Genomic DNA, 20647 nt, shown 5'->3' with positions numbered 1-20647 from the left:
GGGCGGTGGGCAGGCGAGGATGTGGGGTATGACGGAGAGTTCTGGGACACCAGGAATCGACAGCACGGTTCCTCCGAGCGGGACCGGGTGCGCGGAGTGTCTGGAGGTTGGCGGCTGGTGGTTTCACCTGCGTCGGTGTGCGCAGTGCGGACATATCGGGTGCTGTGACTCCTCCCCTGCGCAGCATGCATCGGCTCACGCGTCCACGACCGGGCACCAGATCGTGCGCAGCTTCGAGCCGGGCGAGGACTGGTTCTGGCACTACGGCGAATCCCAGTACTACGAGGGTCCCGCGCTCGCACCGCCGGAGTCCCACCCGGTCGACCAGCCGACGCCGGGCGGCAACGTCCCACCCGACTGGCAGAACCACCTCAACTAGCGCCGGGCTAGAGAACGAAGCCGGCGGGGAACGGGTCGTCGGGGTCGAGTAGGTAGTTGGCTGTTCCGGTGATCCACGCTCGGCCGGTAACGGTTGGTACGACGGCCGGCCGCGTGCCGACCGTGGTTTCCTCGATCAGGCGTCCGGTGAAGCGGGTGCCGATGAACGACTCGTTCACGAAGTCGGTGTTGAGCGCGAGCTCACCGCGGGCATGCAGTTGCGCCATCCGGGCCGACGTACCCGTCCCGCACGGCGACCGGTCGAACCACCCCGGGTGGATCGCCATCGCGTTGCGTGAGTCTGCCCCGTCGAGACCGGGCGCGGTGAACTGCACGTGCTTGCACCCGTTGATCCCGGGATCGAGCGGATGCACCGGCCGGTCGGTCGCGTTGATCGCGTCCATGATGTCCAGCCCGGCCTGCAGGATCCGGTCCTTCTCGGCCCGGTCGAACGGGAGGCCGAGCTGCTCCAGCGGCAGGATCGCGTAGAAGTTGCCGCCGTACGCGAGGTCGTAGGTCACCTTCCCGAGCCCCGGAACCTCCACCGTCGCGTCCAGTGCATGGCTGTACGACGGAACGTTGCGCAGCGTCACGTGCTCGGCCCGTCCGTTGCTGACGGCAACGTCGACGACGACCAGGCCGGCCGGGGTGTCGAGGCGGACCTTGGTGACCGGCTCGGTCACCTCGACCATGCCGGACTCCACCAGCACGGTGGCGACGCCGATCGTGCCGTGGCCACACATCGGCAGCAGGCCGGACACCTCGATGTACAGCACGCCCCAGTCCGCGTCGGACCGGGTGGGCGGTTGCAGGATCGCGCCGCTCATCGCCGAGTGTCCGCGTGGCTCGTTCATCAGGAACAACCGCAGGTCGTCCAGGTGCTTGATGAAGTACTGGCGCCGCTCGGCCATCGTCGCACCAGGGACGACGCCGACCCCGCCGGTGACGACGCGGGTCGGCATTCCCTCGGTGTGCGAGTCGATCGCGCTGATGGTCCGGACGGACCTCATCGCAGCGACTCCACGGCCTTCTTCATGTCCTGCTCCAGTTGGGCGAGGTGCTCGGGCACCAGGGGTCCACGCGGCGGGCGGCACGGACCGCCGTACCGGCCGACGTAGTCCATGCCGTACTTGATCGCCTGGACGAACTCGGTCCGCGAGTCCCACCGGAACGCGGCGACCAGCGGTTCGTACAGCGCCCGCGCCTCTTCCAGCTTGCCTTGTACGGCGAGGTCGAACAAGCGGACCGATTCCTTCGGGAACACGTTGGGGAATCCGGCGAACCAGCCGGTCGCGCCCATCAGCAAGGCCTCGAGGGTCAGGTCGTCGGCGCCGGCAATGACGGCCAGGTCCGGCGCGAACTCGCGGATCTCGAGGATCCGGCGGACGTCACCGGAGAACTCCTTCACCGCGACGATGTTCTCGATCTGCGCGATCTCGCCCAGCAGGTCCGGGGTCAGGTCGACCTTCGTGTCGTGTGGGTTGTTGTAGACCATCACCGGCAGACCGGCCTTCGCGACCTCGGTGAAGTGGTGGATCACCTCGCCGCGGTTCGCGCGGTACATGGTCGGCGGCAGGCACAGTACGCCGGTTGCACCGTCCTCGGCCGCCCGCTCCGCCCACGCGCGCGCCTGGTGTGCACCGACGCCGTGTACGCCGACCACCACGATGCCATCGTCGCCGACGGCCTCGATCGCAGTGCGGGCGACGGCTCGGCGCTCGTCGTCGGTGAGTGACGAGTACTCGCCGAGGGAGCCGTTCGGGCCTACTCCACGGCAACCGTTGTCGACCAGCCACCGGCAGTGCTCGGCGTACTTGTCCAGGTCCGGACGCAAACCTGCCGGCGCCGACGCGTCCTCGGCGTACGGCAACGCGGTGGCGACGATCACGCCTTCCAATTTCTCCGTCACAGATCCTCCTGAGCTTCTGCCAGATCCCGCAGCCTCACCGGCACGGCGATCGGTCGTTTCATCGATGATTCCGGTGCACCAACCAGCGCACCGACGGTCCGCGAACAGACCCGTCCCTGACACATCCCGAGCCCGGCCCGGCTGCTGAGCTTGAGCGCCCGGCCGTCCTGCACACCACGTCCTGCCACAGCCGCTTCGATCTCTCCGCGCGTAACTTCTTCACACCGGCACACCACGGTCTCGGCCGTGCTCCACGCTCGCCACCCGTCTCGCACTGGATAGACCCGCGCCAACACCTCCGCAAACTGTCGCCCGCGCACGACGGCTTCCCGCGCCTCCACCGCGCCTGCCAGGTCCGCGCGCTCTGCGGCTGCCCGGGCACCGGGCGGTCCTGGCGCATCAGTTCCCGCGTGAAGCGCGGCAGCCGCACCGGCCACTCGACCTTCGGCAGCCGCTAGGTCCGCGCCGCCGATTCCGGTGAGCTCACCGGCGGCAAACACCCCCGGAGTGGTGGTTTCTTGGTGGACGTCGACGACAACTGCTGAGCCCCCGTCCGGACCGGTCGTGAGGTTGCAGCGGGCCGAGACTGCGAGCTCGAGTTGAGCCGTGAAGCCGAAGCCGAGACATACCGCGTCGACCTCGATCCGTCGCTCGGAGCCCGTGATCGGCTGCCACGAGTCGTCCAGCCGTACGACGGTGACGGCCTCCACGTGATCGGTGCCGTGTGCGGCGACAACGGTCCAGCCGTGCCGGAGCGGAATGCGATGCTTCGCCAGCAGCGTGCCGTACCCGAGGACCTCGCGGAATTTGCCAGAGGCAACTAGTGGGTTGGTGAGCCAGCCGCGGCGGACTGTTCGCAGGGTGTTGGCCTCGAGTAGCTCGACGACCTCGGCGCCGACGCCGATCAGCGATTCCGCTACCGGTAGGAGGAACGGGCCGGTGCCTGCGACGAGTACGCGTTTGCCGATGGAGATGCGTTGCCCTTTGGCCAGCGATTGTGCGGCGCCGGCGCTGTAGACCCCTGGCAGATCCCAACCAGGGAAGGGAAGTACGCGATCGTATGCACCTGTGGCCAGGACGATCGCCCTCGCGTCAACCGCGAAGACCTGCCGCCCGACGCTGTCCGCTGGTCCTTGTTGCACCCACAGTCGGAGCCCTTCCATCGCCCACACGGACGTCTCCGCGAGATGCGTGATCCGCTCATGCCCCGCAAGCCGATCCCGCTGCGCGACGAATCCTTTCCACCCGTGCTGCAACCGGCCGGCCCGCCGAGCCCCGAATTCCACGGGCAGTTGCCGGTTGAACTGCCCGCCCACACTCCGCCCGGTGTCAATCAACGTCACCGACGCACCACCATCCGCAGCCGCCAAAGCTGCGGCGATCCCGGCCGGCCCAGCCCCCACCACAACCACGTCAGCCACCCGCGGGACATTCGAGGTGGAAGCGGGACGGGACGACGCCGGGGCGAGATCCGCCCGAGGCTGCGCGTCGGAGGTGGCTGATGCCCCGCCTGCCCACTCCCGAGGCTGCGCGTCGGAGGTGGCTCGCGTTCCGCCTGTCCGCTGCCCGTCTGCAGGTTGGGGTAGGGCCGCGCCTGTTTGGGTTGTGATTGTGTCTGCTGGCTGGATGGTGCGTTGGCAGGCTCGGATGTCAGGGGTGCCGTTGACTATGACGAGGCAGTCGTGACAGGCGCCGATACCGCAGAAGACGCCGCGGGGGCGTGCGGCGACGCGGGTGGTTCGCCAGGAGTCTCGGCCGGCGGAGAGCAGCGCGGCGGCGACTGTTTGGCCGGCCAGGGCGGTCACTGGTTCGCCGTCCACGGTTATCTCGACGGGCGTCGGCGTACCGACTCGGGCGGGGTCGCCGTCGCGGGGGCGGAGGTAGGCGGTCATGAGGCGAGCACCGCCGGACGGTCGACGCGGAACGGATCGGGGTCTACATGTGGAGCCAGCCCCAGGAACAGCTCGGTGATCAGTCGACCGGTCGACGGCGCGAGCCCGATGCCTGCACCTTCGTGACCAGTCGCGTGCCACAGACCCGGCGTGCGAGGGTCCGGACCGATGACCGGCAGATGATCCGGCGCATAAGGACGGAAGCCGCCGTACGCCCGGATCACCGGCACGTCGCCCAGGAAGGGAAACAGCCCAACCGCCTTCGCAGCAAGCTCACGCAGCACCTTCACCCGGACTGAGTCGTCGAACCCGATCCGCTCCCGACTCGAACCGATCAGGATCGTCCCGGACCGCGTCGACTCCACCACTGTCGACGTCTGCAGCTCGGCGTCGCCGCTCCCGACCGCACTGACGTAGTCCGCGTCGTACACCTTGTGCCGAACGCATTCCGGCAGCGGCGCCGTCACCAGAATCACCCCGCGCCGAGGCAGCACCTGAATCGGCGCACCGGCATCGGCACTGAACGACCCGGCCCACGGCCCGCAAGCATTGAGTACGGCGCCACACGCGATCACACCGTCATCGGTCTCGACCCCGACAACCCGTCCCTGCGCCGAACGTCGTACCGCCCGCGCCGTCACCCCCGAGCGCACTTCACCACCGCGGTCCCGGACGGCCGCGAGCAAAGCCGTTGCCGCGAGCACCGGTTGGACCTGCGCATCGTCCGGGTAGTGCACCCCGACCGTCACCCGAGGAGTCAGCAAAGGCTCCAGCTCAAAGGCCTCCGCCGGCGTGATCACGCGAGCATCGACCCCCGCCGCCCTCTGCTTGGCCGCGAACGCCTTCAGCGGCTCGGGGTCAGTCGTCGCGACCACGACCCCGCCCTTGGTCTCCCACTCGACGTCGGCGACCCGCTCAGGCAGCCGCGACAGTACGACGTCCCACTCGGCCCGCGACGCGAGCGCCAACTCGAGCTCGGGCCCGGACTCCTTGTCCGAGACGAGCACGTTGCCCTCACCGGAGGCCGTCGTACCGGCAGCCGGGCCGTCGCGATCGATCACTAGCACCCGGACGCCCGCGCCGGAGAGCGCCTCGGCGCAGGCCGCGCCGATCATGCCCGCGCCGACGACCACCACGTCGGGTGTCGCGGAACCAGGCATCAGACTCTCCGTTCAGTAAAATGAACGAAACCGAGCCTACGCGTCCACCCTCGGCACGGTCAATGCACCCATCCGGCACTCACCAGGCATTCACTGGGCACTAAACATGCACTACCCCGGCAGATGCGGGCTGCCCGGCGTGATCGGGTACGCGTCCGGCGGGTACTCCAGCAGCAACACCGACCGCACGAGACCATCCACCGCCTCGTACCCGTGCGGCCCACCGGCCCGGAAAGCCAGGTAGTCCCCCGGCCCCAACTCCTCAGTCCTGCCACGCGCCGTGATCCGCAGCCGCCCGGTCAGGACGATGTGATGCTCGGTCCCAGGATGCCCGTCCGAGTGCTGTACGGCGTCCGGCCGGACCTCCTGGTTGTAGACCTCGAACAACCCACCGGGGTTCTCCAGCCGCCGCAGCATCCGCAGATCGATCGCTTCACCGGACAGTACGTCGATGTCCGCCGACCGTACGAGGACCAGTTCCGCGCTCGGCGACTCGCTCAGCAGCGCCGACACCGGGACACCCAGAGCGTTCGACAGACTGAACACTGTCTCGATCGTCGGGTTGCCCGCCCCGGACTCCAGTTGCGAAAGCGTCCCTTTCGCGATCCCCGACCGCCGGGCCAGCTCGGACAGCGAGATGCCCTGCTCGTCCCGCCGCATCCGCAGATTCGTCCCGAGCAACCGTCCCGCACCCATCGCCGCCACAGCCCGGAGCATGCCACATGCCACGAAGCACGGGCTCGGTTTGACCCAGCCACCCCGCGGGCACGCGAGGTGGATGGCAGAGGAATCCGTCGGGACCGTACTACTGGCCGGAGCGGCGAATCTGGCGATCGCGATCGCCAAGGTCGTCGCCGGTCTGCTCTCCGGCTCGACCGCGCTGCTCGCCGAGGCGGCACACTCCGTCGCGGACACCATGAACCAGGCGTTCCTGCTGACCGCGCTCCACCGCAGCCGGAAGCCTGCCGACGCACGCCACCCGTTCGGCTACGGAATGGAGCGGTACTTCTGGTCCCTGCTCGCCGCGGTCGGCATCCTCGTGCTCGGCGCGGGTTTCTCGATCGCCGAGGGCCTGCGCGCACTCATCAACCCCGAGCCGATCGCCTCACTCGGGTTGATCTACACGGTCCTGGCAGTCTCGGCGATCTTCGAAGGTACGTCGTGGTTGCGGGCAGTCAGGCAGGTACGACGGGAGGCCCGCCACGAAGGCGTGCCGGCGCTCACGCACCTGCGAAACGCCGAACCAGCAGTCAAGACCGTCGCATTCGAGGACACCGCCGCCCTGATCGGACTGCTGATCGCGGCAGTTGGCGTGACGCTCTCGGTCGTCACAGGACAGCACCTGTGGGACGGCGTCGCGTCGATCGGCATCGGCGTACTGCTGATCGTCGTCGCCTTCACACTCGGTCGCGACAACAAGGCGATGCTGATCGGCCGGGCACTGCCGGAAGACGTACAGCAGCGGATCCGCGCGATCATCAACGACACACCAGGCATCGACAGCGTCCTCGAACTGCTCAGTCTCCGGCTCGCTCCAGACCAGGTCCTGGTGGTGGCGACCGTCGACCTGGCCGACATGCAGACCACCGGCGCTGCGATCGAACAGCTTGCCGAGCGGGTCGACTTCGAGGTACGCCGGAACTACCCGATGGTCCGGCACCTCTACCTCGATCCCACCCCTGGGATCAGTCCTGACCCCAGTTCGCGACGATGACTGCGATCGGCGGCAGTACGGCGGCGACGGCGCTCATCCCGATCGCGACCGGAATCGAGAACAGCCGCACGACGAACCACGCCAGCCCGATCAGCACCAGACAGCTGCCCATCAGCCAGTAGTAGAGCTTGCGGTTGTCGTACTTGCGGGCCATCAGACCTTCATCGCCAGCCTGTCCAGAGCACCGACCAGCGGAGCCAGCTCGGGCAGCCCAGCAGCCTTCTCCAGAGCAGCAGTCAGTACGGCGTCGTGCGTCGGCTGGGCCTGGCCGCGCAGGTCACGGCCGGCCTGGGTGACCTCGGTGTAGACGCCGCGGCGGTCGGCCGGGCACAGGTACCGCTGCAGGAGCTTGCGGTCCTCCAGACGGTTCACCAGCCGGGTCGTGGCCGACTGACTCAGCACGACCGCGTTGGACAGCTGGTTCATCCGCAGGTGGTAGTCGTCCTGCCGCGCCAGCACGTCGAGCACGCTGTACTCACTGACGGACAGGCCGTGCTGCTTCTGCAGCGCGCGCTCCAGCTCGTCCTCGATCCGGGCGTGCAGAGCGGCCAGGGTTCGCCAGCCCGCTGCCCGCGCCTCCGCGGTATCATCCGGCAGTCCCACGACGCCTCCACGTGAACGATGGCGAATAGCCCGCTTCTGCAACTATCGCGCACGCCGGTAACAGTCACAAGACCACGGTCCGATCGCGCCTGCCGGCCAGGCTTTTCGATGCAGAGCAGTAAGCCTTGACAGTCGGCATCCTCGCTCCTACGGTGAGCAACCAGGTGGATTATGGCCATGACCGTAATCCGACCGACCTACCGTGAGGCTACCTGAGAGGGGCCGGTCGTGAGGAAGTTCGGGTTGTTGCTGACGGCAACCGTATTGGTCGCCGGAAGTCTGGTCCAGGCCGGAACGGCGCGGGCCGCCGTACCAGCCGGGGTGTTCCAGGATTTCGAGACCGATGCCGATCTGACGGGTGCGACCGTCACCCTGCCGCAGGCCGACAAGATCGAGCGGACCGCCGATCCGACGCACGGCGCCTCCGGGGTGAGGTTCAGCATCGCGCCGGCCGGCACGCCGGGAGCGACGGCCTCGTCGGGACTCACGCTCAACGCTGGTACGCCGAGCCTGCCGGTCAGCGACTGGTCCGGTCACACCCTGCTCGGGTTCGACTTCTTCACCGAGCAGGACTACACCGTCGTCGGCCGGATCACCGTCCGGGACCAGGCCAACAAGGCGTACGGCGTCGACTACAAGATCAACGCCCGCAGTTGGACGCCGGTCGACCTGCGGTTGAGCGCGATCACCGCCGCCGGCGTCGACATCACCCGGATCGCCTACATCGGCATCTCGATGCCCAGGGCGGGAACGACGGTAGTCGGCCACTACGACGCTTTCCGGCTCGTCGACACCGACCCGTACGACAAGACGGCGTACGGCGACCAGGCTGCGGCGCAACTACTCCGGCTGTCGGACTTCAACGGCGTACTGACCAAGCTCGCGGATCAGATCGCCACCATGGACCGTCAACTCGGCCACACGCCTGCCGATGAGCGGCTGCGGGCGCAGGTCGACTCCGCGGCGGCACAGTGCGCCCAGTTGCGCCAAGCGCTGTCCGCGGGGCCAATGACGTATGCGCAGTACGCGCCGTTCAATGCGGGCGTCGCGGCGTTGCAGCGATCGGTGCCGCGGCTGGCGAACACCATCCAGGCGCGGTCGCACGACAAGCATGCGGACTTCGGGCTGGAGTCGGCCGACTCGATGGCGCTGGTCTATCCGAAGGACCTGCCGTTCAGCTCGACCGGACCGTCGCCGTCGGTGTCGCTGACTCGCGGTGAGTACGAGAACGTGCAGGCCGTCGTACTGCCGTTCGCCGAGCAGCTCAACGGCGTACAGGCCCGGGTGACCTCGGTGTCCGGCCCGCAAGGTGCACTCACCGCCTCGGTGGCCCCGGTCGGATCGCTGAACGTGACGCCGACGAACCAGTACCACCGTCCGACGTACGCCGGCTGGACGCCGGACCCGATCCGCGACGACCTGTCCTCGGTGGATGTCCCGGCCGACACGATCCAGCCGTACTGGATCCGGCTGAAGGCCTCGCCGGACGCGCGGCCCGGCATCTACGAGGTGAAGGTCGCGTTCTCCGCGGACGGCAAGCACACCCGGACGATGACTGTGTCGGCGACGGTGTGGCCGGTGACCGTTCCGGATCGGCCGAAGCTCAACACCACCTTCCAGTTCACGCCGGCGATCGTGAACGACATCTACGGGATCACCGATCCCGCCGCGCAGGAAGCGACCAAGCACACGTACTGGTCGTTCCTGAACGACTACAAGATCGAGCCGGACCAGCTCTACACCTGCCCGTGCATACCCTCGAGCCCCGGACCGGTGATCGTGCCGACCCCGGTCGAGGACGTGCTCTACATCCGCGACCACTACGGGCTGCGTGACTTCAATGCCTTCTACCTGTGGGCCGGAATGCTGAACCCGGCGAAGCCGGAGACCTGGCAGGCGCAGATCGACACCTGGATCTCACAGCTGCGGACCGCGATGGACGGCTACCGCGCTGCCGGTGTCGACAAGTACGCCTACGTCTACGGATTCGACGAGGCCAACGGGCCACTGCTGCAGGCCGCCAAGCAGACCTTTGCCGCGGTCAAGGCCGCCTTCCCGGACGTGCCGATCATGACCACGCTGCGGGACAACTCGATGGGAGTCGACACTGGACTGGCCGGGCTGGTCGACATCTGGGCGCCGCAGCAGGACCTGTACAACCAGACGGTGGCCGAGCGGACCCGGGCCCGCGGCGACCAGGCCTGGTGGTACCCGGACATCGCCACCGGTTCGCCATTGCCGAACTGGTTCAACGGCTACCCGCCGATCGACTCGCGCACGCTGATGGGCCCGATGTCGTACAAGGCCGGGGTCGAGGGCGTCCTGTACTACGCGACGAACCGTTGGCTCCGTTCGGACCACGCCAACCAGTTGCTGGTGAACGACGGCATCCTGTCGGCGTGGAAGGCGGCGACGTTCAACGGCACCGCGGGCGACGGGTCGATGTTCTACCCAGGTCCGACCGGGCCGATGGCCTCGATCCGGCTCGAGAACTTCCGCGACGGCATGGAGGATTACAACCTGCTCTGGCTGCTGTCGCACGACGTGGCGGCGAAGCCCCATCTGCCACCCGCGCTGAAGGCGAACGCCGCCAAGCTGCTGACGGCCGACGACGTGGTCACCGACCAGCGGAACTTCACCGAGGACCCGGTCCGCTACCGGCACTGGCGCACCGACGTCATCGCGACCATCACCGCGGTCGGGTTAGTGCACTAGATAGAAGCGAGAGACCGCCCGGAAGGACTCCTTCGGCTGCCAGTGGTACGGCGATGCCGGGTCGTCGGAGTCCTTCCGGATCACCTTGCAGAGACTGAAAGCAGCGATGTCCTCGTCGTGGGGATGGTCGTGCGGGCGGTGCGGTGCGTCGGGTGAGATGAAGGTGTACGGCGACGCACCGAGGTCCTGGCCGGGACGACTTGGTCGCGTGACGTCGCGTGACACAGCAATGACCAGTCAAAACTTCGGTCTGACAGCTCGGATCAACAGCTGATCGCAGGATGAGGGGCCGGCCCACGGGGGCCGGTCACTCATTTCTTCGGATGCGCAATCACGACGGCATTGCTGAGGAACGCCGTACCGTCCCAGTCCTCGCAGGTGACCAGAACCAGCCGGCCCGGAACACTCTGGTCGAAAACCTGCGCGGCCTGGGTGGCGAGTGCCTTCTTCCGATACGTGGTCACGGACGCGACCACGTAGTTGAGAGTCCCTTTGCCTGTGGTGACCTTGACCGCGTCTCCGGCCTTCAACTGGCCGAGGTCGTCGAATACGCCACCGCCGTCGTGCACGGTGTGGCCGGTGATGATCGCCGACCCCTTGGCCGCGCCGGGCTGAGCGCCGTCGGACCACCAGCCGACCAGCTGCGGATTGGACGGCGGGATGAGAGCACCACCGCGGGCGTGGATCCCCAGCACGCGGGCGGAGACCCCGAGACTCGGGACGGACACCCGCACCGGGTTGCCCGGCCGCGCCGGGGCGGTGCTGCGGACCTCGGGCGGAAACGTGGTCTTCGGTGCTGTGCCGTTCGGTGTAGTGGCCTTCGGCGTGGTCGCCTTCGGCGAGGTGGGCTTCGGTGACGGTTTCGACGGCACGGCGGACGTAGTCCCGGTTGGGGCGGAGTCAGTGCTGTTGTCTGTCCTGAGCTGCAGGTAGCCGCCGGTCAGGAGTAGTACGGCGCCGACCGCCAGGGCCCCGATCGTCCACCACGACGAACGAGCGCGACCCGGGCGGCGACGCTGTGCGGACATGTCAGGCAGCGTGCTGACCGCGGTTCTGCCGCGACTTCAGGATGCCGGCGAACACGAGCACACCACCGAGCATGATCAGGGTGATACCCCACGCGCTCTGGTGACCGGTGATCGCCGAGGTGAGCTTGAGCCCACCGGACTGTCCGGCGTCGACCTCAGTCGGAACCGCGACCGGCGAAGTCGAGGTGCTGGTCGGGCTGTCCGACGGCGTGACCGACGGAGAGTCGGACGGGCTCTGGCTCGGCGACTCCGACTGGCTCGGCGACTCCGACGGCGACTGGCTCGGGGACTCCGACTGGCTCGGCGACTCCGAGGGCGACTGGCTCGGCGACTCGGACGGGCTTTCGGACGGCGACTCGCTCGGCGACTCCGACGGGCTCTCCGACGGCGACTCGCTCGGCGACTCCGAAGGGGTCTTGGTGGGCGTCGGAGTCGGGGTCGGGGTCACCTTCTTGACACAGAAGTTGAGGTGGCTGACGCCGTAGTACTTGTCGTTGCTCGAGTTCACCGGCGGGTGCAGGCCGGTGTCCTCGGTCTTCCCGTCCGGCTGGTAGTTGTAGTAATTGGCCGCCGGGCCGCCCTTGACCAGCACAGCCAGCACGACGCCGCCCGTGGCGGTGAAGTCGACGACCTGACCGCCCTTCTGGTCGCCGGGGTGATCCGGGTCGTCGGCCTGCAGGGTACGCTGCGTCCAAGTGACCTCGACGCCGTCGGCAGTGCCCGAGCCCGGTATCGGCGGGTTGCCCTGATCGTCTCCGTCAAACTTGATCTCGGTCGAGCCCGAGATCACGTTCTCGCAGGTCGGGTTGCCGTCGATGATCTCACCGCTGGCTGAGGCCGACGGAGCCAAGGCCAGCGTGACGCCGCCAAGGACGAGTGCCAGCGTGCCGGCTCCACCGAGCAGCGCGACCACTCGCGGGCTCTTCGATTTCGCGCGCACGTCGATCGGTGCCTCGTTCACAGCTCTTCCCCACTCATGCTCAGTGACCAGCCGACTCGGCTATGTCGTCGGCGCTCCCCCCGGAGCGATCCCCGGAATACTCCGGGAACCTCGGCAGTCTGGTGGCGCGGAGTTCCCACGCACAAGAAACCTCGCGAAGATCTAACACAAAAACATCGTGTTAGTTCGTGAGACACTGTTTTCGTGCGTGAAGCTGATCAGAAGACGGTGCTCGGATCGGTCTGGTTGCGGACCGATCCGGAGGCGACCAGATCGCCGCTGAGCCGGGACGACATCGTCCGTACGTCGATCAAGGTGCTGGACCGCGACGGGCTGGATCTGTTCTCGATGCGGCGGGTGGCGGCGGAGGTCGGCACGGCCGCGACCTCGGCGCTGTACTGGCGGATCGCCAACAAGAACGACCTGCTCGAGCTCGCCTTCGACGAGGTGCTGGGTGACGCCTTGGTCCCACCCGGTGACGGCGATTGGCGCGACCAGGTGACCGTGGTGGTGCGAGCGGCGTACGAAGCGCTGTGGATTCATCCCTGGGCGCCGCAGTTGCTGGCCTCGCATGCGGGGCTCGGGCCGAACTACCAGGCGCTGGCCGATCAGGTGCTCGCGATCCTGCGGGCGGCCGGGTTCAAGGGTGTGCATCTCGACTCGGCCATGTCGGCGATCTTTCACTACCTGATCGGGTCCGCAGTCACCGACGCCGCGTGGTCGGCCGTCGTACGGCGCAGCGGCCTCAGCGAACCCGACTGGGCATCCGAGGCCGGCGACCAACTGGGGGTGGGCGCGGCCAGTCTCGCGGCGTACCTGAACCGCGAGAATCTGGCTGGGCCGGAGGCACGTTTCACTTCGGGGCTGCGGGTCATCCTGGTCGGGCTGCGGCCGCGGCAGCTCTCCTGAGGCTCAGCTGGCCGGCTTCTTCTTGCGGGTCGTGGGCTTCGGCTTGAGCGATCGCGCGTAGGAGACGCTCACTGCGAAGTGCTCGCGCACCTCATCGGTGTCGGCCAGGAGCGCGTCGGGGACGACGACGTACTCCTTCTGCTGCACTCCATGCGCGACGTTGAGGGTGGTGTCGTACCTGGAGAGAAACGCCTCGCGCTCGGCTTCGGGAAGGCGCAGCGCGAGGGTGCCGTTCTCGTTCAGCATCGAGAACATGTTGCCGTTGACCGCGGTGTACGGGAAACCGGCGCCCTTGCGCTCGACGTCGGGGAACTGTTCGACGAGTGCGTCGAACAGTGCGACCTTGTCAGCCGGAGCTTTCGCCATGAGCATCACGGTAAGAGCTCGGGTGAGACGACCGCTAGAGATCGGCGAACGCTGACGCCGGGTTCTCGAACGCGTCGGCGACGAACCGGAGGAACGCGGCCGCCGTCCCGCCGTCGCAGACCCGGTGGTCGAACACGAGCGACAGTTGAGTGAGCTTCCGGATCGCGATCTGGCCGTCGACGACCCATGGACGGTCGATGATCCGGCCGACGCCGAGGATCGCGACCTGCGGGTGATTGATGATCGCCGCGCTGCCGTCCACGCCGAAGCTGCCGTAGTTGTTCAGCGTGAACGTCCCGCAGCCGAGTTCGTACGGCGTCAGCCGGCCGGTCCGCGCGGATTCGGTCAGTCGGCGGATCTCACCGTCAAGGGCGCGCGTGGTCATCGTGTGCGCGTTCGCCACTGCGGGTACGACGAGGCCGCGATCGGTCTGGGCGGCCAGTCCGAGGTTGATGCCGTCGTACTGGACGAGTTCCTCTCGCTCGGTGTCGACGAAACCGTTCAGCTCCGGGTAGCGCTGCAGGCCAGCCACCGTGAACCGCGCCATCAACGCCAGCAGCCCCGGCCCGGAATCCTTTGCCGACCGCAACGATTCCCGCAACTCCACCAGGGCGGTCGCATCCACGTCCACCCAGGTCGTCGCCTCGGGGATCTCCGCCCGGCTCCGAGTCAGTGTCGCCGCCACAACCTTCCGGAACCCGCTCATGGGGATCCGGCGTAGCTCGGGCAGCCCGGTCCGCGAACTCACGTCCTCAACCGTCGACTTCTGCTCGAACCGTTGAGCGATCGCCTGCTCGACATCCCGGCGGACGATCAGACCGTCCGGCCCGGAACCGGTCAACGTCCGCAGATCCACCTCAGCGTCCCGCGCGATCCGCCGTACCAGTGGCGAGATCACCAGCGGCACTCGCCGCGCACTGCCCGCGTCCGGCGCCGACACGTACTCCGGTGTAGCGGCGCTGCGCGCCGGCTGGAGGTCGGGCGTTGCCGGCGTAGCGGCGCTGCGCGTCGGCTGGAGGTGGGGGCGGGGCTTGCGGCGCCGACCTGAGCCGGTGCCGGTACCCGTGCCGTAGCCGACGAGTACGCTGCCGGACCCGGCCCGCTCCTCCTGCCGGTACGCCGCTCCGGCCACCTCGGACCCTGCACCCGACAGGGCAGGCTCGTCCTGCCGGTTGTGCCCACCGGCCGCCTCGGATCGTGCGTCCTGCCGGTTGGTCCCACCCTCGGCCCCAGGCCGTGCACCGGCGTCGATCTCGCCGATGGTGATGAGGGGTTTGCCCACCGGGATGGTTGTGCCGGGATCGCCGTGGAGTTCTTCGACAACGCCGGCGTACGGGGACGGGAGTTCGACGATGGATTTGGCGGTCTCGACCTCCGCGACCGGGGCGTCGACGGTGACGACGTCGCCGACCTTCACCAGCCAGCGGACGATCTCGGCCTCGGTCAGGCCTTCACCGAGATCGGGCAGCAGGAAGGTGTTCACGAGTCCTCCCACTGCAGGTCGTCCACCGCGTCGAGGATCCGGTCCACACCGGGCAGCTGGTACTTCTCGAGCTTCGGCGGCGGGTACGGGATGTCGAACCCGGTCACCCGCCGGATCGGCGCGGCCAGCGAGTGGAAGCACCGTTCGGTGACGCGGGCAACGATCTCCGACGACACACTGGCGAACCCGCTGGCCTCCGCGACCACGACAGCCCGCCCGGTGCGCCGTACCGCCGCGCACACCGTCTCGTCGTCGAACGGCACGATCGATCGCAGATCCACCACGGACAGCTGCCGCCCTTCGGCGGCCGCGACCTCGGCCGCCTCCAGCGCGACCGGCACCGTCGGCCCGTAGGCGATCAAGGTCGCGTCCGCGCCTTCCCGCCGTACGACGGCCGTGCCGATCCCGGGCTGGTCCTCGGTGAGATCGACCTCTTCCTTGGCCCAGTAGAGCTTCTTCGGCTCCATGAACACGACCGGATCCGGCAGTTCGATTGCCCTGCGCAACAACGTGTACGCGTCCGCGACGGTGGCCGGCGCGACGACGGTCAGTCCTGGCGTGTGCGCGTAGTAGCTCTCCGACGAGTCGCAGTGGTGCTCGACGCCGCCGATCCCACCGGCGTACGGCATCCGGATCACCATCGGCAGGGTGATCTTGCCGCGGGTCCGGTTCCGCATCTTGGCGACGTGGGAGACGATCTGCTCGAACGCCGGGTAGCCGAACGCGTCGAACTGCATCTCGACGACCGGGCGCATCCCGTTCATCGCCAGCCCGACGGCCATCCCGACGATGCCGGACTCGGCCAATGGGGTGTCGAAGCAACGATCCTCGCCGAACTCCTCGGTCAGTCCGTCGGTGATCCGGAAGACGCCACCGAGCGCGCCGACGTCCTCACCGAACATCAGCACGGTGTCGTCGGCCTTCATCGCATCGCGGAGGGCCTGGTTGAGAGCCTGCGCCATGGAGATCTTCACATGCGTCATGAGCTCAGACCTCCTCTCGCGCCAGCTCGTCGCGCAGGAACGCCGCCTGCTCGCGCAGCTGCTGCGTCTGCTCGGAGTAGAGGTGCGTGAACAGTTCCCGCGGATCCACCTCGGGCTCCGGGATCAGTCCGTCGCGCAACCGCGTCCCGACCTGGTTCGCCATCGCCTCCGCACGCTCGCGCACCGCGTCGTCGAGCCAGCCCTGCTCGTTGAGGTAGGTCTCGAGCCGCTTGATCGGGTCGCGCTCCAGCCACGGCGTGACCTCGTCGTCCTCGCGGTACCGGGTCGCGTCGTCGGCGTTGGTGTGTGCCTGCACTCGGTACGTGTGCGCCTCGACGAGCTGCGGTCCCTCACCCGAGCGTGCCTTCTCCACGGCCTGTCCGAGGACGGCGAGCAGGCCGGCCAGGTCGTTGCCGTCGGCCCGTTCGCCGGGGACGCCGTACCCGATGCCCTTGTGGGCCAGCGACGGAGCGACGGTCTGCCGGGCGAGTGGCACCGAGATCGCGTACTCGTTGTTCTGGATGAAGAAGACGACCGGGGCGTGGAAGACGGCGGCGAAGTTCAGCGCCTCGTGGAAGTCGCCTTCGCTGGTCGCGCCGTCGCCGCAGAGCGCCATCACCACCGTGTCCTCGCCCTTCAGCCGGGCCGCGTGCGCGACGCCGACCGCGTGGGTGAGCTGCGTCGCGAGCGGGGTGGACTGCGGCGCGACGTTGCGCGCGTACGGGTCGTACCCGGAGTGCCAGTCGCCGCGGAGCAGCGTCAGCGTCTCGATCGGGTCGACACCGCGGCTCACGATCGAGACCGTGTCGCGGTACGTCGGGAACAGCCAGTCGCCCTCGCGGAGCACCATCGTGGCCGCGATCTGACAGGCCTCCTGGCCGTGCGACGACGGGTAGACGGCGAGCCGGCCCTGGCGGACCAGCGCGCTGGCCTGGTCGTTGATGCGACGGCCTTTGATCAACTGAACGTAACCGTCGACCAGGGCTTCCTTGGTGGGCAGCCGGTACGACGGATGGTCGTGCGGTACGCCGTCCTGGTCGATCAACCGGACGGGTTCGGCGGAGGGGAGCAAACGCTCCTCGACGGTGGTCATGGACACTCCTGCGCAGGAGACGGACGGTGGCCTCATCGTCGTACTTCTGGCCAATCGGATCCAGACCTGTGACAATCACGAGACGATTGGTTCCGACCGCCGCGAAGCGAGGTGCACAGATGTCCGACGAGGTGACGGTCCACCGGGCCGGTCCTGGACAGATGGTCGTCGCCCCGGCGCTGGACGAGGTCGATCGGCAGATCGTCGAGGCGCTCGGGCAGGACGGACGGCTCTCGATCCGGGCCCTCGCGGACCAGGTCCACATCTCCCGCGCGAACGCCTACGCCCGGGTCGAGCGACTCACCGCGACCGGGGTCATCACCGGTTTCACCGTCACGGTCGACCCGCTGAAGCTGGGCCTCGCGACCTCGGCGTACGTCACTCTCAGTCTCCGCCAAAGCTCGTGGCGAACCCTGAGAGAACAACTCCAGGCGATCCCCGAAATCAAACACATGGCACTCGTCGGCGGCGACTTCGACGCCATCCTCCTGGTCCGAGCCGCCGACAACGAAGGCCTCCGCCGAGTAGTCCTCGAAAAGCTCCAGGCCATCCCCGAGGTCCTAGCCACCCGAACCGCCCTAATCTTCGAAGACCTCGGCACGCTCTAACAACCGCAGGATCTTCGGAGGATGAGGTCGGTTGGGTAGGTGAGGGCCTGGACGGCGTCCTCGCCGTCTATGAGGCGGCTGACGGCCTCGTGGGCCATGCGGTCCAGGGGTTGGCGTACGACGGTCAGGGGTGGCCAGCTGTACTCCGTTTCGGCTGTGCCGTCGAAGGCTAATACCGCGATGTCGTCGGGGACTCTGAGGCCGGCCTCGTGGATCGCGCGGAGTGCGCCGACCGCTTGCAGGTCTGAGCTGGCGAAGATCGCGGTCGGTCGTTTCGTTGCCGCGAGCAACTCTCTGCCGGCGTCGTATCCGCCCTGCCGGCTGAATCTCGCGCGTGCGATCGGACCGTCCTCGAGCCCTGCCTGGCGAAGTGCGTCCCGCCACCCAAGCTCACGCTCCGGCGCCCGACCGCCGGTGCCGCGACCACCGATCACCAGCCCGATCGTGCGATGGCCGTGCTCGATCAGGTGCTTGACGCCGGCGCGCGCACCTGCGCGGTACTGCGGCCGGACCGAGCTCACGGTCGGCAACACCCGGTTGATGGCGATCACCGGGATGCCGACCTCGGTCAGGTCTGGATCCTCGGTCGGAGCAACCAGGAGCAATCCGCTGACCTGGCGGACCAGCAGTTCGGCGATCTTGGCCTGCTCGGTGACCGGATCACCGTCAGCACTGGTCTGCAGAACGACGTACCCGCGGGCCGACGCCTCCTTGTCGATCGCCTTGGCGAGTTCGGCGAACAGCGGATTGCCGCCGTCCGGCGTGATGAGCCCGAACGTGCGCGTCGTACCCATCCGGAGTGCCCGCGCGGTCGCGTTCGGCCGGTAGCCGAGTACGCGGATCGCCTCCAGGACCCGGTCCCGGGTCTGCGGCGCGACCCGGCGCGGGCCTTCGTTCACCACGTAACTGACCACAGCGGTGCTGACCCCGGCGTACTGCGCCACGTCGTTGCGGGTGATGGGGGTGGCCTTCGGCATGTGCCGATAGTACGACGGTTGACCGGTTTGGAAAGCGGTTGCTAGCGTGCTGTTCTACACGAGTAGAAAGGGTCCGCCGTGCCCAGACGTTATGCAGTCGCCGGAACCGGGTCGCGAGCGCGGGCGTATGTCCGCGCGATCTTCCAGGAGCACCCCGAGGAGGCGCAGCTGGTCGCCCTGCTCGACCCGAACCAGGGCCGTCTCGCCTTCCACGAGCGGTACGTCAAGGAGCTCGGTGGTCCCGAGCTGCCGCAGTACGGCGCCGACGATCTCGAGCGGATGATCAAGGAGCAGTCGGTCGACCGGGTGGTCGTGACGAGCCCCGACTACACGCACGCAGCGGTCGTGTCCCGGATCCTGCGGGCCGGCGCCGACGTGATCGTCGAGAAGCCGCTGACCATCGACGCGGACGGCACCCGGCAGATCGTCGCCGCGATGAACGAGTCCGGCAAGTCCGTGGTCGTCACGTTCAACTACCGCTACTCGCCGCGGAACAGCGCACTGCGGCAGGTGATCGCGGACGGCGAGATCGGCACCGTCACCAGCGTCGAGTTCCAGTGGGTGCTCGACACCCGGCACGGCGCGGACTACTTCCGCCGCTGGCACCGCGAGAAGAAGAACTCCGGCGGCCTGATGGTGCACAAGGCCTCGCACCACTTCGACCTGGTGAACTGGTGGATCGCGTCGACGCCGACCAAGGTGTACGCGTCCGGCGGCCTGTTCTTCTACGGCTCGGACAACGCGGCAGCCCGTGGCCTTGGGCAACGACCTGCCCGGGGCACGATCGAGGGCTCGGCCAACGATCCGTGGTTGCTGGATCTGCGCACCGACGAGATCAACCGGCAGCTCTACCTGGAGAGCGAGCAGTACGACGGGTACCTGCGCGACCAGGACGTGTTCGGTCCGGGGATCACGATCGAGGACAACATGGCGGTGGTCGCGGAGTACGCGAGTGGCGCCCGGCTGAGTTACTCGCTCAACGCACACTCTCCGTGGGAGGGCTATCGGGTGTCGGTCAACGGCACCGAGGGCCGCGCCGAGCTCGAGGTCATCGAGCGGGCGGCTGTGATCGATGATCAGATCGACCCGAGCTACCCGTCGGACCGTGTGATCCCAGGCGACGTGCGCTCCAACGGCGAGCGGCTCGTCCTGCAGAAGCACTGGGCACCCGCGGTCGAGGTCGAGATCCCGCGCGGTGTCGGCGGCCACGGCGGTGGCGACCGCCTCCTCTACGACGACCTCTTCAAGGGCCCGGGCAACGACCCGCTCGGGCGTGCCGCCGACGTCCACGACGGCGTCCGGGCCGTTGCCGTCGGCATCGCCGCCAACCAGTCCCTAGCCACCGGCCAGCCGGTCGTCATCACCGACCTGGAGCTGGGCGGCTGGGTCTAAACCGGTCTCGCGCAGGATCCGCTGGACAGTCGCGTCGAGCGAGCTGGTCTGATCGATCACCGTCTCCCGCGGCCACTCCAGCAGATCCTGCGGCCGGTACCACTCGGCCATGTCGTCGGCCGTGAAAGCCGTCGCCTTGTCTCGCAACGCGTGCCGCCGGACGGTCTCCTCGAACGGAATGTCCAGGTAATAGAAGTACGCCGACCCCGCGTAGTCACGGGCGAGCTCCGCGAACATCTCGGCGTACCCGAGGGTCGGCATGATGCCCTCGACGACGGCGTGAAAGCCCCGCTCGAGCGCATGCCGCGCGATCTGCCCGATCATCGGAATGCTCGCGTCATCCGGCCGACCGCGTTCCTGGAAGATCGTCCGCCGCACATAGTCCTGCTCGATCCAAGCAACCCCAGGCCCGTACGCCGCCCGAATACCTTCGACGACCGAGCTCTTACCTGAGCCGGAGTTGCCTCTGATCACGATCAGCCTGGGATCCACCCGTA

The 20647-nt window shown here is 68.0% G+C and carries 22 protein-coding genes; 6 read left to right on the top strand and 16 right to left on the bottom strand.

Annotated elements, in window-relative coordinates; genetic code table 11:
• Positions 1-19 precede the first annotated feature (19 nt).
• Positions 20-379 carry a UBP-type zinc finger domain-containing protein gene (locus OG817_RS40885; RefSeq protein ID WP_406050352.1) on the top strand — a complete coding sequence of 120 codons (360 nt, stop codon included), beginning with the start codon at positions 20-22 and terminating at the stop codon, positions 377-379.
• Positions 380-386: 7 nt separating this feature from the next.
• On the opposite strand, the gene OG817_RS40880 is transcribed toward OG817_RS40885, so the two are convergent.
• The 5 genes from OG817_RS40880 to OG817_RS40860 form a co-directional block, all read right to left on the bottom strand.
• Positions 387-1388, bottom strand: a complete 1002-nt coding sequence (locus tag OG817_RS40880; protein WP_406050351.1) for a proline racemase family protein — start codon at positions 1386-1388, stop codon at positions 387-389.
• On the bottom strand, positions 1385-2287 hold the full coding sequence (locus OG817_RS40875; RefSeq protein ID WP_406050349.1) for a dihydrodipicolinate synthase family protein: 903 nt from the start codon (positions 2285-2287) through the stop codon (positions 1385-1387). The genes OG817_RS40880 and OG817_RS40875 overlap by 4 nt, the downstream gene beginning before the upstream one ends.
• Complete coding sequence (locus OG817_RS40870; protein ID WP_406050348.1) at positions 2284-4179, bottom strand: 2Fe-2S iron-sulfur cluster-binding protein; 1896 nt, start codon at positions 4177-4179, stop codon at positions 2284-2286. Before OG817_RS40870 ends, OG817_RS40875 begins: the two co-directional genes overlap by 4 nt.
• The gene (locus tag OG817_RS40865) at positions 4176-5339 is read right to left on the bottom strand and encodes an NAD(P)/FAD-dependent oxidoreductase (RefSeq protein WP_406050346.1); all 1164 of its coding nucleotides are present in this window, start codon (positions 5337-5339) and stop codon (positions 4176-4178) included. The genes OG817_RS40870 and OG817_RS40865 overlap by 4 nt, the downstream gene beginning before the upstream one ends.
• A 111-nt stretch (positions 5340-5450) precedes the next feature.
• Positions 5451-6056 (bottom strand): helix-turn-helix domain-containing protein, encoded by a 606-nt coding sequence (locus OG817_RS40860; RefSeq protein ID WP_406050344.1) that lies wholly within the window; start codon positions 6054-6056, stop codon positions 5451-5453.
• Positions 6057-6117: 61 nt separating this feature from the next.
• Between OG817_RS40860 and OG817_RS40855 the strand changes: the two genes are divergently transcribed.
• A complete protein-coding gene (locus OG817_RS40855; RefSeq protein WP_406050342.1) occupies positions 6118-7053 on the top strand; it encodes a cation diffusion facilitator family transporter in 936 nt (311 codons plus the stop codon).
• Here the strand turns inward: OG817_RS40855 and OG817_RS40850 are convergent.
• Entirely contained in the window at positions 7025-7207 is a 183-nt protein-coding gene (locus OG817_RS40850; RefSeq protein WP_131359803.1) for a DUF3099 domain-containing protein, read from the bottom strand. The genes OG817_RS40855 and OG817_RS40850 overlap by 29 nt on opposite strands.
• The gene (locus tag OG817_RS40845; protein WP_406050340.1) at positions 7207-7656 is read right to left on the bottom strand and encodes a MarR family winged helix-turn-helix transcriptional regulator; all 450 of its coding nucleotides are present in this window, start codon (positions 7654-7656) and stop codon (positions 7207-7209) included. Before OG817_RS40845 ends, OG817_RS40850 begins: the two co-directional genes overlap by 1 nt.
• Positions 7657-7884: 228 nt before the next feature.
• Between OG817_RS40845 and OG817_RS40840 the strand changes: the two genes are divergently transcribed.
• On the top strand, positions 7885-10371 hold the full coding sequence (locus OG817_RS40840) for a glycoside hydrolase domain-containing protein (RefSeq protein WP_406050339.1): 2487 nt from the start codon (positions 7885-7887) through the stop codon (positions 10369-10371).
• Here the strand turns inward: OG817_RS40840 and OG817_RS40835 are convergent.
• The 3 genes from OG817_RS40835 to OG817_RS40825 all read right to left on the bottom strand — a co-directional run bounded on the left by OG817_RS40835 (position 10360) and on the right by OG817_RS40825 (position 12360).
• A complete protein-coding gene (locus tag OG817_RS40835; RefSeq protein WP_406050338.1) occupies positions 10360-10596 on the bottom strand; it encodes a hypothetical protein in 237 nt (78 codons plus the stop codon). The two genes, OG817_RS40840 and OG817_RS40835, sit on opposite strands and share 12 nt — an antisense overlap.
• A gap of 86 nt (positions 10597-10682) precedes the next feature.
• Positions 10683-11399 carry a sortase domain-bontaining protein gene (locus OG817_RS40830; RefSeq protein WP_406050337.1) on the bottom strand — a complete coding sequence of 239 codons (717 nt, stop codon included), beginning with the start codon at positions 11397-11399 and terminating at the stop codon, positions 10683-10685.
• 1 nt (position 11400) lies between these two features.
• Positions 11401-12360, bottom strand: a complete 960-nt coding sequence (locus tag OG817_RS40825; protein WP_406050336.1) for a hypothetical protein — start codon at positions 12358-12360, stop codon at positions 11401-11403.
• A 183-nt stretch (positions 12361-12543) separates the two neighbouring features.
• Between OG817_RS40825 and OG817_RS40820 the strand changes: the two genes are divergently transcribed.
• Positions 12544-13248: a TetR/AcrR family transcriptional regulator gene (locus tag OG817_RS40820; RefSeq protein ID WP_406050335.1), complete on the top strand. Its 705-nt coding sequence runs from the start codon at positions 12544-12546 to the stop codon at positions 13246-13248.
• A 3-nt stretch (positions 13249-13251) separates the two neighbouring features.
• Here the strand turns inward: OG817_RS40820 and OG817_RS40815 are convergent, their stop codons facing one another.
• Genes OG817_RS40815 through OG817_RS40800 form a run of 4 tightly spaced genes read right to left on the bottom strand, consistent with a single transcriptional unit; the run spans position 13252 to position 17173 of the window.
• Positions 13252-13614, bottom strand: coding sequence for a hypothetical protein (locus tag OG817_RS40815; protein WP_406050334.1), 363 nt, complete (start codon positions 13612-13614; stop codon positions 13252-13254).
• A gap of 34 nt (positions 13615-13648) precedes the next feature.
• Positions 13649-15097, bottom strand: coding sequence for a dihydrolipoamide acetyltransferase family protein (locus tag OG817_RS40810; RefSeq protein ID WP_406050333.1), 1449 nt, complete (start codon positions 15095-15097; stop codon positions 13649-13651).
• Positions 15094-16080, bottom strand: a complete 987-nt coding sequence (locus OG817_RS40805; RefSeq protein ID WP_396392726.1) for an alpha-ketoacid dehydrogenase subunit beta — start codon at positions 16078-16080, stop codon at positions 15094-15096. Before OG817_RS40805 ends, OG817_RS40810 begins: the two co-directional genes overlap by 4 nt.
• A gap of 4 nt (positions 16081-16084) precedes the next feature.
• Positions 16085-17173: a thiamine pyrophosphate-dependent dehydrogenase E1 component subunit alpha gene (locus OG817_RS40800; protein ID WP_406050331.1), complete on the bottom strand. Its 1089-nt coding sequence runs from the start codon at positions 17171-17173 to the stop codon at positions 16085-16087.
• 119 nt (positions 17174-17292) lie between these two features.
• Between OG817_RS40800 and OG817_RS40795 the strand changes: the two genes are divergently transcribed.
• On the top strand, positions 17293-17781 hold the full coding sequence (locus tag OG817_RS40795; RefSeq protein WP_131359784.1) for an Lrp/AsnC family transcriptional regulator: 489 nt from the start codon (positions 17293-17295) through the stop codon (positions 17779-17781).
• Here the strand turns inward: OG817_RS40795 and OG817_RS40790 are convergent.
• Positions 17778-18758: a LacI family DNA-binding transcriptional regulator gene (locus OG817_RS40790; protein WP_406050330.1), complete on the bottom strand. Its 981-nt coding sequence runs from the start codon at positions 18756-18758 to the stop codon at positions 17778-17780. The genes OG817_RS40795 and OG817_RS40790 overlap by 4 nt on opposite strands.
• 78 nt (positions 18759-18836) lie before the next feature.
• On the opposite strand from OG817_RS40790, the gene OG817_RS40785 reads away from it, so the two are divergent.
• Positions 18837-20150, top strand: coding sequence for a Gfo/Idh/MocA family oxidoreductase (locus OG817_RS40785; RefSeq protein WP_360445712.1), 1314 nt, complete (start codon positions 18837-18839; stop codon positions 20148-20150).
• Here OG817_RS40785 and OG817_RS40780 read toward each other — a convergent pair.
• Positions 20094-20642 (bottom strand): AAA family ATPase, encoded by a 549-nt coding sequence (locus tag OG817_RS40780; RefSeq protein WP_406050329.1) that lies wholly within the window; start codon positions 20640-20642, stop codon positions 20094-20096. The genes OG817_RS40785 and OG817_RS40780 overlap by 57 nt on opposite strands.
• Positions 20643-20647 lie beyond the last annotated feature (5 nt).

The organism is Kribbella sp. NBC_00889 (genome assembly GCF_045207705.1).
Lineage (GTDB): Bacteria > Actinomycetota > Actinomycetes > Propionibacteriales > Kribbellaceae > Kribbella.
This window is presented reverse-complemented; position numbering and strand designations above follow the sequence as displayed.

What these genes read in the sequence shown, in the direction of transcription:
- OG817_RS40830 (WP_406050337.1), bottom strand. Translation starts at nt 11,399, where the DNA reads ATGTCCGCACAGCGTCGCCGCCCGGGTCGCGCTCGTTCGTCGTGGTGG.
- OG817_RS40815 (WP_406050334.1), bottom strand. Translation starts at nt 13,614, where the DNA reads ATGGCGAAAGCTCCGGCTGACAAGGTCGCACTGTTCGACGCACTCGTC.
- OG817_RS40805 (WP_396392726.1), bottom strand. Translation starts at nt 16,080, where the DNA reads ATGACGCATGTGAAGATCTCCATGGCGCAGGCTCTCAACCAGGCCCTC.
- OG817_RS40860 (WP_406050344.1), bottom strand. Translation starts at nt 6,056, where the DNA reads ATGCTCCGGGCTGTGGCGGCGATGGGTGCGGGACGGTTGCTCGGGACG.
- OG817_RS40855 (WP_406050342.1), top strand. Translation starts at nt 6,118, where the DNA reads ATGGCAGAGGAATCCGTCGGGACCGTACTACTGGCCGGAGCGGCGAAT.
- OG817_RS40870 (WP_406050348.1), bottom strand. Translation starts at nt 4,179, where the DNA reads ATGACCGCCTACCTCCGCCCCCGCGACGGCGACCCCGCCCGAGTCGGT.
- OG817_RS40790 (WP_406050330.1), bottom strand. Translation starts at nt 18,758, where the DNA reads ATGCCGAAGGCCACCCCCATCACCCGCAACGACGTGGCGCAGTACGCC.
- OG817_RS40865 (WP_406050346.1), bottom strand. Translation starts at nt 5,339, where the DNA reads ATGCCTGGTTCCGCGACACCCGACGTGGTGGTCGTCGGCGCGGGCATG.
- OG817_RS40795 (WP_131359784.1), top strand. Translation starts at nt 17,293, where the DNA reads ATGTCCGACGAGGTGACGGTCCACCGGGCCGGTCCTGGACAGATGGTC.
- OG817_RS40850 (WP_131359803.1), bottom strand. Translation starts at nt 7,207, where the DNA reads ATGGCCCGCAAGTACGACAACCGCAAGCTCTACTACTGGCTGATGGGC.
- OG817_RS40880 (WP_406050351.1), bottom strand. Translation starts at nt 1,388, where the DNA reads ATGAGGTCCGTCCGGACCATCAGCGCGATCGACTCGCACACCGAGGGA.
- OG817_RS40800 (WP_406050331.1), bottom strand. Translation starts at nt 17,173, where the DNA reads ATGACCACCGTCGAGGAGCGTTTGCTCCCCTCCGCCGAACCCGTCCGG.
- OG817_RS40885 (WP_406050352.1), top strand. Translation starts at nt 20, where the DNA reads ATGTGGGGTATGACGGAGAGTTCTGGGACACCAGGAATCGACAGCACG.